Source organism: Bacillus sp. 491mf, from assembly GCF_900112415.1.
Lineage (GTDB): Bacteria > Bacillota > Bacilli > Bacillales > Bacillaceae_G > Bacillus_A.
Genome location: NZ_FOLV01000009.1, coordinates 110336 through 122568 on the forward strand (window position 1 = coordinate 110336; position 12233 = coordinate 122568).

General features: G+C 35.8%; 11 protein-coding genes, 2 pseudogenes and 1 riboswitch. Of the genes and pseudogenes, 10 read left to right on the forward strand and 3 right to left on the reverse strand.

Features of this window, described 5'->3' with window-relative positions:
• Positions 1-22: 22 nt before the first annotated feature.
• A pseudogene (locus tag BM211_RS11375) lies at positions 23-844 on the reverse strand (alpha/beta fold hydrolase).
• A 109-nt stretch (positions 845-953) separates the two neighbouring features.
• Between BM211_RS11375 and BM211_RS11380 the strand changes: the two are divergent.
• The 8 genes from BM211_RS11380 to BM211_RS11415 all read left to right on the forward strand — a co-directional run bounded on the left by BM211_RS11380 (position 954) and on the right by BM211_RS11415 (position 7576).
• Positions 954-1532 carry a GNAT family N-acetyltransferase gene (locus tag BM211_RS11380; protein ID WP_035434006.1) on the forward strand — a complete coding sequence of 193 codons (579 nt, stop codon included), beginning with the start codon at positions 954-956 and terminating at the stop codon, positions 1530-1532.
• A 12-nt stretch (positions 1533-1544) separates the two neighbouring features.
• Positions 1545-2042 carry a GNAT family N-acetyltransferase gene (locus tag BM211_RS11385; protein WP_090997266.1) on the forward strand — a complete coding sequence of 166 codons (498 nt, stop codon included), beginning with the start codon at positions 1545-1547 and terminating at the stop codon, positions 2040-2042.
• A 512-nt stretch (positions 2043-2554) separates the two neighbouring features.
• Positions 2555-3184, forward strand: a complete 630-nt coding sequence (locus BM211_RS11390) for a YdcF family protein (RefSeq protein WP_035434004.1) — start codon at positions 2555-2557, stop codon at positions 3182-3184.
• Positions 3185-3391: 207 nt separating this feature from the next.
• A complete protein-coding gene (locus BM211_RS11395) occupies positions 3392-4546 on the forward strand; it encodes an acyl-CoA dehydrogenase family protein (RefSeq protein WP_035434001.1) in 1155 nt (384 codons plus the stop codon).
• Between the two features lie 59 nt (positions 4547-4605).
• Positions 4606-5286 (forward strand): copper homeostasis protein CutC, encoded by a 681-nt coding sequence (locus BM211_RS11400; protein ID WP_090997269.1) that lies wholly within the window; start codon positions 4606-4608, stop codon positions 5284-5286.
• Between the two features lie 16 nt (positions 5287-5302).
• Positions 5303-5845 carry a signal peptidase I gene (gene lepB, locus BM211_RS11405; RefSeq protein ID WP_035433996.1) on the forward strand — a complete coding sequence of 181 codons (543 nt, stop codon included), beginning with the start codon at positions 5303-5305 and terminating at the stop codon, positions 5843-5845.
• Positions 5846-6172: 327 nt separating this feature from the next.
• A complete protein-coding gene (locus BM211_RS11410) occupies positions 6173-6913 on the forward strand; it encodes an NAD-dependent protein deacylase (protein WP_371261869.1) in 741 nt (246 codons plus the stop codon).
• Positions 6914-6982: 69 nt separating this feature from the next.
• On the forward strand, positions 6983-7576 hold the full coding sequence (locus BM211_RS11415) for a kinase (protein ID WP_035433992.1): 594 nt from the start codon (positions 6983-6985) through the stop codon (positions 7574-7576).
• A 59-nt stretch (positions 7577-7635) separates the two neighbouring features.
• Here the strand turns inward: BM211_RS11415 and BM211_RS11420 are convergent, their stop codons facing one another.
• Together BM211_RS11420 and BM211_RS11425 are read right to left on the reverse strand one after the other, a co-directional pair.
• The gene (locus tag BM211_RS11420; RefSeq protein ID WP_035433990.1) at positions 7636-7932 is read right to left on the reverse strand and encodes an iron-sulfur cluster biosynthesis family protein; all 297 of its coding nucleotides are present in this window, start codon (positions 7930-7932) and stop codon (positions 7636-7638) included.
• 262 nt (positions 7933-8194) lie between these two features.
• Positions 8195-9664 (reverse strand): amino acid permease, encoded by a 1470-nt coding sequence (locus BM211_RS11425; RefSeq protein ID WP_035433988.1) that lies wholly within the window; start codon positions 9662-9664, stop codon positions 8195-8197.
• Positions 9665-9771: 107 nt separating this feature from the next.
• Positions 9772-9965, reverse strand: a riboswitch (Lysine riboswitch).
• Between the two features lie 443 nt (positions 9966-10408).
• On the opposite strand from BM211_RS11425, the gene BM211_RS11430 reads away from it, so the two are divergent.
• Together BM211_RS11430 and BM211_RS11435 are read left to right on the forward strand one after the other, a co-directional pair.
• Complete coding sequence (locus BM211_RS11430) at positions 10409-11227, forward strand: VOC family protein (RefSeq protein WP_090997274.1); 819 nt, start codon at positions 10409-10411, stop codon at positions 11225-11227.
• Positions 11228-11264: 37 nt separating this feature from the next.
• Positions 11265-12193 (forward strand): annotated as a pseudogene (locus BM211_RS11435) (alcohol dehydrogenase catalytic domain-containing protein).
• Positions 12194-12233 lie beyond the last annotated feature (40 nt).

The following is a 12233-nucleotide window of genomic DNA, read 5'->3' on the forward strand; positions in this document are numbered from 1 at the left end:
GAAGAGAGGTGGGGATAGTTAATTAAGAACAAGACCAATTTTTTCTTATTTCCTCTGCTACAACCTCTGGATTATCGCAATGTAGCATATGAGTTGTATTAGGAATGCATTTTACGGTTCCTCTTATTTTCTGCTCAAAAATATTTGCTGTCTTATCTCGGTATTCGTTCCAGCTGCTCGGCAATGTAGCTCTTAGTAATATGATATTGGATGGCAAGTTTTCATAAATATCTGCTGTTTCGTGTTTATGCATAGCTTTAATAATATTTCCAGCTGTTATGCCTCTTGCGTGCCAATATATTTTATTGTTTTTTTCGAAGCCAAGATCCTTTACTGACATTTCTATGAGTGGAGACCACCTTGTATATACTTTTTTTTCACTATTGAAGAACCCTTTCCAATCATCAAACACATATTCTTCAAAATCTTTTTCATAGTACGCTACTTCTTCTTCCATAGTTTGGTTCTTAAGTCTTTTCGTTTGATAACCGCCATCAATGAGAATGGAACCTTTTACTCTTTTTGGATATTCCGCTAAATAAAATAATGATACAAAACTTCCCTAAGAATGTGATAAGAAATAAAATTGGCCAATATCAAGATGATCCAATAAGTCATTTAGCCACGTCGCCAAACGAGGCATTTCGTATTCTTCAGCTTGTTCAAATGGAGCTGTTTTACCGTGTCCAGGCGCATCAATTGCAATTACCCTATACTCCTCTTTAAGTTGCTCAGCAATTTCGATAAAGCTAAGACTCGTGCCGCCTAATCCGTGTAAACAAAAGATTACAGGGGTATTTTTTCTTCCCCATTCTGTAATATGTACATCTATTTTTAATAAAATAACGTTTCAAAATATATTTCCTCCTAAAGTTTTTTTGGTCCAAAGTTTTGAAAATTTATACAATTAATATTATTATATAATTGAAATGAAAAATAAAGGGGACTGTCCAGTGGAAATTGTACATAATCGAGCAAAATTGCAGTTACTATCTATAAATGATGTAAGACCATTGTATGCCATCATTGAAAAATACCCAGATATTTGGACATATTTAATCGCGAAAATGGATTGCATGGAAGATATGGAAAGATTAGTTGAAGAATCAATAGAAAAGTATAAAAAGAGAATTGACCTTCCGTTTACTGTAATTGATCAAACAACAAATGAGATTGTGGGAACGACGCGGCTATACAACGTATCAATTGATTGTAAAACAGCCGAACTTGGGCATACTTGGTACAGTCCAATTGTACAACGAACAAGTGTAAATACAGAGTGCAAATATATGATGCTTCGCTATGCATTTGAAGAGCTAGGCATGTTACGTGTCCAAATTAAAACCGATGCTCGTAATGAAAAGTCACAACGAGCAATTGAAAGGTTAGGGGCAGTTAAAGAAGGAGTAACGCGAAATGAACGCCAACTTCCAAATGGATACGTGAGGGATGCGGTTGTTTATAGTATTATTTCAGCAGATTGGCCAAGTATAAAAGAACAGTTAGAAAATAAATTAATGTGTTATAGGTAGAGGGGGATAAAGTTGCCGTATATAGAAACAGAACGTTTAAAAATGATTACTTTCACATTAGAATTAGTAGAGGCTACAATAAAAGGGAATGAGGAGCTTTCAAAAGTAATTCCTTATAAAGTTTCGAATCAATGGCCAATGCTTGATTATGCGGAAATTTTACCTTGGAAAGCAGAGAGGCTACAGGAAAATCCAGAGAGTAGTAGGTGGAGTGGTCTTATTATTCATAAAGATGATGATACAATAATTGGTGATATGGGCTGTAAAGGCGGTCCAGATGTAAATGGAATTGTTGAAATAGGCTATAGTATTGTCCCAGATTACCAAGGAAAAGGATATGCTACAGAAATGGTAAAAGGCCTTGTGGAGTGGTTATTAAATCAGGAGAATATAACGACAATTAAGGCGGAATGTTTAACAAGTAATACTGCTTCTGCAAGAGTATTGGAGAAATCTGGTTTTTGTTGTGTGCTACAGGAAGATGATATGAAATATTGGATTTTGAAATAACAGTCAAAGAGAAATGCCTCCTAGTATGCTAGGGGCATTTTTTTCTTACAAAATGATTACGTATTTTATATACTTTTTTTTCATGATTCCATTCTGCGGAAAAATTCGCTACAATATAGAAGTTGAGAGTTTGAGAGAAATATAAGTTGTTATTGTAAATAGACCATTTTTATATAATTTAAAAACATTTTCTTTTTTGGGGGGACGAGAGCATCTGGCCGCGCATAGAAGCGGTCAAGGCCTTTTCCTACCACATGCAAAGTTTGAAACAAAAGGAGCAAGCATGTAGCGATTATGTTGAATCTTGCATAGCGGTGACTTAGATGGTGAAAAAATGGAACGGATATATCTTAATGTGAAATATAAAAGTCTCTTTTTATTACAATCTCTATTATAGAACTGCTTTTAAAGAAGATACCTTCTTTCAGATGAATTCAAATAACAAGTTGACCGATTATTCGATTAAACGAATTTTGTATAAAGTATGTATGAGTTACGGGGGCTATAAGTTTATGAAGAAAAAAAGAAGTATAAAATTAAGGGTGGTACAGGCACTCTTATTCATACTTGGTTCCATTATTGTATTTGTCGGGTATGCGGCGTATGATATTTGGCATTATCGTTCTAAGACAGATCAAGTTAATACAGATGCGGCAGTTGTGCTAGGGGCTGCTTCTTGGAATGGAAAACCGTCACCGGTGCTTCGCGAGAGAATTAATCATGCCATTTCTCTCTATCAAAATGGAGATGTTAAAAAAATTATTTTTACAGGTGGTACGAAATTTGAAGCGGAACTAGAAGAAGCACGTACGTCAAAAATATATGCATTAAAGCATGGTGTGAAGGATGAAGATATTTTAATTGAAACGGAGTCGCGTTTTACTGAAGAGAATTTAAAAAATGCTCTGCAGATTGGAAAAGATAATGGCATACAAACGTATACAATTGTAAGTGATCCACTTCATATGAAACGAGCGATGCGAATTGCTAAGCATCTCGGTATGGATGCATATTCTTCACCAACACCAACGTCTGCGTACCGCAGCCTAGACACAGAGTTACCGTTCTTTTTTAAAGAGTTATGTTCTTATATTGGTTATGTTGCATCCTTACCTGTTCGGTTTTTCAAGGGTGATGGGTAAGGGAGATTTCCTAATGTATTAGGAAATCTTTTTTTGTTTAAAACATTGTTTTTATATCGGAATAGTGAGACAATTGAAGTGTAGATTAATATGTTTAAGGAAAAGAATGTGTAAAGTGAAGTATCCATGAACGAAATTTTTGTCGTGTAATAACTAAAGAGAATTGTATGCATATAATTTTAGGATGACGATGAAAGGATTGATGAAATGGATTTTGTAAGAACGAAAGAGCAACAAGAGCGGCTTAGTAAATTACAACCATATATCACTCTATTTTCAAAGAGAGAACAGCAGTTAGATAAATTGTATTCATTTCCTTTTGAAAATGTAGTAGATTTAAAGGGAATTGGGTATACATCATGGACAGTTCCAAAGGACGAAGGTGGGATAGGCATATCCTTATATGATCTTTTACTTTTTCAAGAATACATTGCACAAGGCGATGGTGCAACGGCACTATGTATGGGATGGCATCTTGGGATTATGCATGAACTTTCAGAAAATCGTTCATGGGATAAGAGAATGTTTTCTTGGCTTTGCAAAAAGGTGAAAAACGGAGCGCTTATAAACCGTGCTGCAACGGAACGAAACACGGGGAGTCCGACAAGAGGAGGAAGGCTAGAGACAACAGCATTACGAAAAGGAGATAAGTGGATTATTTCAGGACAAAAAACATTTACAACAATGGCACCGGTATTAGATTATTTCTTTGTTTCCGCATCTATAGAAGGAACGGAAGAAGTAGGTGAATTTCTTGTTCCGCGTCATACAGAGGGTGTTTCAATTGAAGAAACGTGGGATAGTGTAGCTATGCGCGGTACAGCAAGTCATGATTTAATTTTAGAACAAGTAGCAGTTCCGTATAAATATTTTGTTGAGAAAATTTCTCCTCGTAATATAGAAAAGAGAAGAGGATGGCTTCTTCACATTCCGGCTTGTTATCTCGGAATTGCCCAAGCAGCGCGGCAGTATGCTTTGCAATTTGCTGCAACGTATCAACCGAATAGTTTGAAAGAGCCGATTGCAATGGTGCCAAATGTGCAAAGATTAATAGGAGAAATAGAATTAGAGTTGCTGCAATCCCGTTCGTTTTTATATAGTGTTGCAAAGCGGTATGAAGAAGAAAATAAACAGTGTATGCAAGCCGAGATGGCTGCGGTGAAGTATACGGTGACAAATGCAGTGATTTCTATAGTTGATAAGGCGATGCGTATCGTCGGAGCAAGGAGTTTATCTGAAAAAAATCCATTACACCGTTATTATTTACATGTGCGAGCTGGCCTTCATAATCCTCCAATGGATGATATGACAATTTCATTATTAGCACAGAATGCTTTGCAAGATTTTGGTGTTAAAAAATAGGTACTACTATCCTTTTTCGTATATAATAAAATGGACAATGTACAAAAAGGAGTTTAAGAATGCTAGAAGTCATCGCAACATGTTTAGAAGATGCCAAACGGATTGAGCGTGGCGGTGGGAAACGGATCGAATTAATTACAGCTTTTACAGAAGGTGGTCTTACACCAAGCTTTGCGTTAATAAAAAACGTGATACGCGCTGTTTCTATTCCGGTGCATGTAATGATTCGTCCGCATGCTAAGTCTTTCGTATATTTTAATGAAGAAATAGAATTAATGAGAGAAGATATTCGAGTGGCAAAAGAGCTTGGTGCAGCTGGTGTTGTATTAGGTGTTTTAAATGAAAAGAATGAAATTGATGAAGAAAAGTTAGCAAAATTATTAGAAGTAGTAGAGGGAATGAACGTGACGTTTCACCGTGCAATTGATGAGATGGCAGATTTAGTAGTAGCTGTCAAAACATTGCGGAAGTTTAAGGAAGTCACACATATTTTAACATCTGGTGGACAAGGGAAAATAGAAGATAACATTTCGCTCTTGCGCCAAATGCACGAGGCAAGTGAAGGGCAAATAGAAATGATTGTTGGTAGTGGTATCACGAAAGAGAATGTACAACGATTACTACATGAAACAGAGATTACACAAGCTCACGTAGGTACAGCGGTAAGAGAAGAAAAATCGTGCTTTGGTGAAGTTGTTGTTCAAAATGTACAAGAAATCGCAAAAATGACTAGTTGTTAAAGGAGATAGGGAATAGATGAAAAAGAGTGAAGTTATGTCATGGGTTAAAAGTATTGCTTTCGCTTTAATTATTGCATTTGTTTGCCGGGCGTTTTTATTTACACCATCGCTTGTGCAAGGAGAATCTATGATGCCAACGCTAGAAAACAATGAGAGAATGGTTGTAAATAAAATTGGCTATAGTGTACAAGGATTAGATCGTTTTGAAATTATCGTCTTTCATGGGAATGAAGGTCATGATTTAGTGAAACGAGTAATTGGATTACCGGGAGACACAATTGAATATAAACACGATATTTTATACGTAAATGGTAAACCAGTTGCTGAACCGTATTTAGATGAATATAAAAAGCAGGTATCAGGTGATGTGTTAACTCCTGATTTTACGTTAGAAGGAATAACTGGACAAAAAACTGTTCCAAAAGATTCTGTATTTGTACTAGGAGATAATCGTCAAGTATCTAAAGATAGCCGACGATTTGGATTTGTTTCTGAAAAGCAAATTGTTGGAAAAGGTTCAGCAGTATTTTGGCCACTGGAAAATGTTAGAGCGTTATAATTGTTTTTGGAAGGAATCAAAACTTATTTGGAGTTTTGATTCCTTCTTTTATTTTTATCCCGCTATTCGCGGGCAGTAATACTCCCGCCTCAAAATTCAGCAAAAGCATTGTCCAGTTCCAGTGGCTAGAATGTTCGGTGGCTACGCTTCTTCCTGCGAGGCAAAAAACATTTCTACGTCAGAAGCTCCATCCCCCCCTCACATTCTGGACGAGCTACTTCCGCTTTTCTTAAGAAGTTAGGCGGGATAACTTATAAAGGAAATATTTCCAAGTTATTGCGAATGCCTGTTATAATGAAAAAAGAATGATACATAGAGGTGAATGTTGTGCAGCAATATGGAGAAGTGCGTTCTATCATTAACAACGCTAAGAAAATTACAGTGTTAACTGGAGCAGGTGCAAGTACAGAAAGTGGGATTCCAGACTTTCGTTCAGCAAATGGTTTATATGCAGATGCAAATGTGGAAATGTATTTATCAAGAGGATATTATAATCGAAATCCGAAAGAATTTTGGAAACATTACAAAGCAATTTTTCAAATTGATACATTCCATCAATATAAACCGAATGATGGACATGCGTTTCTTGCACAGTTAGAGCAGACGGGAAAAGATATTGTAGTGTTAACACAAAATATTGACGGCCTTCATCAATTGAGCGGGAGTACACGTATCATTGATTTACATGGTACGCTTCAATCTGCTCATTGTCCGAAGTGTCGTGCAAAATACAACTTACAATATATGATTGAACATGAAGTACCGCGCTGTGAAAAGTGTAATTTCATTTTGAATCCAGATGTTGTGTTATATGGAGATACATTACCGCAATTTCAAAAGGCTGTTGAAAGGGTATATGAAACGGATATATTGCTTGTGATGGGAACGTCATTGAAAGTGCAGCCTGTCGCATCCTTTCCGCAAATAGCAAAACGAGAAATAGGAGCAACAACAATACTTGTTAATAATGAACAAACAGGAAAAGAACAATATTTTGATTATGTATTTCATGAAACAATTGGGGAATTTGTGAAGGAAATTGCCGCAGATCAAGATAAGCCAGAGTAATTATATTATATTTGTTAAAATCTCATCATAGTTACGAAAAAAGAGAGCTGTTGCAAAGGGGAGAGTAGTTTGGGGGAGAACGAAAGAACATTGCTGAAAATAATTGGAAATGCCAGCGTAGGAAATAGGTTTATTTTAGGGGTAGATGGATTAAGCCGTTCTGGCAAAACAACAATTGTGGAAAAACTTAGTCAAAATATGAAAGAAAAGAAGATCCCGTTTCATGTTTTTCATATTGACGATTATATTGCTGAGCGTGAAAAACGTTACAATACGGGGAATGAAGAATGGTATGAGTATTATAAATTACAATGGGATACGGACTGGTTAAGTCGTAATTTTTTCGGTAATCTAAAATCCACTAACCATCTGATTCTTCCTATTTATGATAATGAATCTGATACACATAGTCGGCAGGAAGTTCAACTTACTAACGCTTCAGTTATCATCGTAGAAGGTGTTTTTCTGCAGCGTAAAGAGTGGAGAAACTTCTATGATTATGTCGTATATCTAGATTGTCCAAGAAGTAAGAGGTTTCTTCGTGAAAGTGAGGATACTCAAAAGAACATTGCCAAATTTGAGAATAGATATTGGAAAGCTGAAGAATTTTATGTCAATACGGAAGCTCCTGATAAACATGCTGATTTGGTTCTAAAAGGATAGAATAAAACAAACAACGCATTGTGTTTTTCGATGCGTTGTTTGTTTTATTTTAAAAAGCATTATTTTTTTAGCGATAAACCATAAACAATCGTTTCACTTGGTGTTGTAATTTTAAATCCTGTATTGTAGTCTAGCGTCATTGTATTTCCGATATAATCTTTTGTAAAATCGTCCATTTGAATAACGAGCTGATCATCTTCAAATACAACATCATTTGCATTGTATTTATCAACTATTAAATCTATGTTTACATAGACAGTACAAGTGTTTCCGATACTTCCTTTTATTCTAACAATGATTTTATTTTTGTTTTGTAGCAATTGTTCTTTTGTTGTATTTGTAACACGAATATTCATATGATCACGTTCCTTTCCTAAACACCTATTTTAACAAAGAAACAATAATATATAAATCTAATTTTGATTTTTCAATATATTAGTTAATGGCATGTAAAACAAGAAGTGACCGCTACTTACTTTTTCCCTTTGTTGTAGACATTGCATGTGGAAGGAGAAGTCCTTGAGTGTTTCTATACACGCTAGATGCCCTCGTTTGCCTAAAAATATATATACAGTAACACAAGAAAACCTACCAACAGAAGTTGATAGGTTTTGGTTGTTAAAGCTCACATTTATCTAATGGAATAACCTTTGTTTTCTTTGTAAATTTATAGCCTAACCAAAGTATTAAGAAAAGAGGTAAGCCAATATATGAAACGAGTACACCGTTCCAATCGATAGACTCGCCCATAAATGCACCGTAGTTTTGACCAAGAATAACGATTAAGCATAATGCAAATGCAAAGATAGGGCCGAATGGGAACCATTTTGCTTTATATGGTAAGTCATTTAAGTCTTTTCCTTGTGCAATATATGCTTTTCGGAAACGATAGTGACTAATTGCAATTCCGATCCAAGCGATGAAACCTGACATACCAGAGGCATTTAATAGCCATACATATACAACACCATCACCGAATAAAGAAGCTAAGAAAGCAGCACATCCAACTAATGATGTTGCAATCAATGCATTTACTGGTACGCCGCGACTATTTAATTTCCCTAAAAATTTAGGTGCTTTACCTTGGTTTGCTAAATCCCAGAGCATACGTGCTGATGCATACATACCAGAGTTACCTGCAGATAAAACAGCTGTTAAAATAACCGCGTTCATTACTGATGCTGCAAAAGCAATCCCCGCTTTTTCAAATACAAGTGTAAATGGACTTACTGTTATATCACTTGCTGCAAGGTTTTCGTTTGTATAAGGGATTAATAAACCGATTACGAGAATCGCAAAAATATAGAATAATAGAATTCGCCAAAAGATGCTGCGAATTGCTTTTGGGATGTTACGCTGTGGATCTTCAGTTTCGCCAGCTGCAACTCCTAATAATTCTGTTCCTTGGAATGAGAATCCAGCTGCCATAAATACACCGATAATTGCCATGAAGCCGCCGTTAAACGGTGCATCTGCAACTGTGAAGTTTTTAAAACCAACAGGTTCTCCGCCCATAATACCGAAAATCATAAGAAATCCGACAATTAAAAAGGCGATAACAGTTACAACTTTTATAAGTGCAAACCAATATTCCGCTTCGCCAAATCCTTTAACCGATAAATAATTTAAAAGAAACATAATAGCTAAACAAATTGCACTCCAAAGTAAGGAAGGCGTATTAGGAAACCAAAATTTCATAATTAATGTAACTGCAGAGAGTTCAGCAGCAATTGTGATAGCCCAGTTATACCAGTAGTTCCAACCTAATGCGAATCCAAGTGATGGATCAACAAACCTTGTTGCATAGGTGCTAAATGATCCTGCTACAGGCATGTAGGATGCTAATTCTGCTAAGCTTGTCATTAAAAAATATACCATAATACCAATTGCAGCATAGGCGACGAGAGCACCACCAGGACCAGCTGTATGGACAACACCACCGCTTGCTAGGAATAAACCTGTTCCAATTGTACCACCAAGTGAAATCATTGTAAGATGGCGAGATTTCAATCCGCGTCGTAGTTCATTAGATGTTTGTGCAGATTGTTTTGAAGTTGTAGAGGTAACGTTAGTAGTTGCGCCGTTCATGTTCAACACTCCTTTTCTTGTAAGATAGGAAGGAGCGGGGGGAATAAAAAAAACCGCCAAAGGACTTTAGCGGAGCATTTCAAAAATAGCCACCCCATCATACCTTCCGTTAAGATAGCGCCCCACGTTTACACGGTAATTTTGTAAACGTGACAGTTCTGTTCCTATTCGAAAACAGCCCCAGCATATACTTCCAGAGAAGAAGTATAAACTTCGGCAGCTTTTCCTGTTATCTAGAGTTATTGACGTTCTCTGTGTCTCGTCTAGATTACTAATAAAAGCCGCAACCTCTACCTCATCGGATTGATGAGGATTTTTCTATTACTATGATTTTTAATATATGGCAATTGTAATGATTTTCTGAAAATAGTGCAAGGATTTTTTTATAGAAATAAATGGCTATTTTAGAAAAGCGCTTTCAAAATTCATCCCGTCCTAAAAAAAGTATGTATGAAATAACCTCCTAATAAAAAAGGTTATACAATGGTTTCGTAAAATGTTTCGAAAAATCCTTCAAAATTAATAGAAAATTCAGACAAATATTTTTCGACAAATCTATTGAGATGAAATTTTTATTACTAAGAAGAATATAGAATGCTCTTTCTAGAAAAAATCCTTTATTCTTCCAATTAGCATAATTTTTTCATTATAATAAACATAAGTTGACAGAGTCTTTGTAATTTTAAGTCACAAGAAAGAATTGAAGTGTAATGTACAAAAAGGACAAAAGTATGGGGTGAGGAGATGTTACAGTTTGATCATCTTGTTCATGTAGTTAGATGCTCTCCAGCTGAGGCGATAGACCAAATGAAACTACATGGATTTCATGTAGTTCTAGGAGGGGAGCATACGAATTGGGGAACCCACAATAGTTTATGTTATTTTGATTTAGCATATATTGAGTTTTTAGCAGTGCAAAATCAAAAGGTTGCAAACCGAGCGGAGAATCCTCTTATTCAACAAGTTGTTCATAAGTTGCAAACAGGAGAAGGAATGCTTCAAATTGCGCTGCGCACAGAACATATGGAAGAGCTTGCTAAAAGGCTGGTGGAAAAGGGTTTTCGAATAAACGGTCCATTGGAAGGTAAACGTATGAGGGATGACGGAACTCTCTTAAGGTGGAAGATGTTATTTATTGAACAAGAAGAAGGCGGTCCTAGATTTCCGTTTTTTATTGAGTGGAGTGAATCGGATGAAAAAAGAAGGGATGATTTACAGAGAAAAGGAGTAATTTCACCTCATAACAATAACATAATTGAAATGAAAACAGTTTTCTATACTATTACTAATGTAAATGAAACAAGCAAACACTGGGAAGAGTTACTGCAAATAGAAATGAGTCCTCCAACAATAAATAAGGAGTGGAATGCGGTAGTTCAAGGTTTTTCTCTCGGGAAAATAACCATTCAATTTTGTGAACCGATAGGGAATGGTATCGTTCGGGATCAATTAAAAAATCACGGTGAATTCCCATTTGCTGTAGAATTTGAAGGGAAGGAAGACAATATGAGTATATGTCATATACGGAATGGTATGTACTTATTCACAAAGGAATTATGTTAATTGGAGAAAGTTAGAGTTATTAGAGGGTGGGAGAAAGATGGAACAACATTCGCTCGTTTTATGCGGGAAAAAGCATCTTGAATGGAAAAAAGAAGAGATTGGTAGATTGAAAGAAGACGAATTGTTAATTAAAACAATAGCAGGCGCTATAAGTATTGGAGCAGAATTACCTCAATATAATGAGAATGATAAAACAGAAACGAGGGCCACTTACCCTAAAGAAACCGGTTATGAGAGTTATGGTGAAGTTATAAGTGTTGGTAATTGTGTCGAGTCATTTAAAATTGGTGATCGGGTAGTTGCTTTTTACGGACATAAAACCCTTGGGATTGTGAAAGAGAATAAAGCGATCCCAATTCCAAGAGACGTCCCATATTCATTCGCTTTGTTGACAATACTATCGTGTGATGCTGCGAAAGGAGTACGGAAATTAAATCCCAAAGTGAATAGTAAGGTACTTGTAACTGGAGTAGGAACAGTGGGTTACTTTCCGTTTATTACCTTAAACATGCACTAAATCTTTCTCAAATAGACATAATTGAACCAAATGAAGCTAGAAGGGAAATAGCGAAAACATTTGGTGCTACTAATCTGTATAGTCCGAATGAAATAAAGGAGAATTATTACGATTATGGGATTGAATGTTCAGCTACAAATTCAGCGTTTACATGCCTTCAAAAAGGTGTTAAAGAGAATGGAGAGATATGTATTTTATCAGATGGTAATAAAGAAGATTTTTATTTAACACCAGAGTTTTATGAAAAGGAACTACGTATAGTAGGTTCTAGTGATGGATTAGATTATAAAAGGCATGCAAGTTGGTTCTTACATTATGTCAAACATACTCCATTTGTAGGCCAGTTATTTGAACATGAAATAACACATCAAGAGCTCATTCTGTGTTTTCAAGAGTTGAGTGATGAAAAAATAAAACCAATAAAGGTATTGGTTAAATATATTAATTAAAGGTTTTAATTTGTTTGTGACAAAAGTATAGAATATGGAT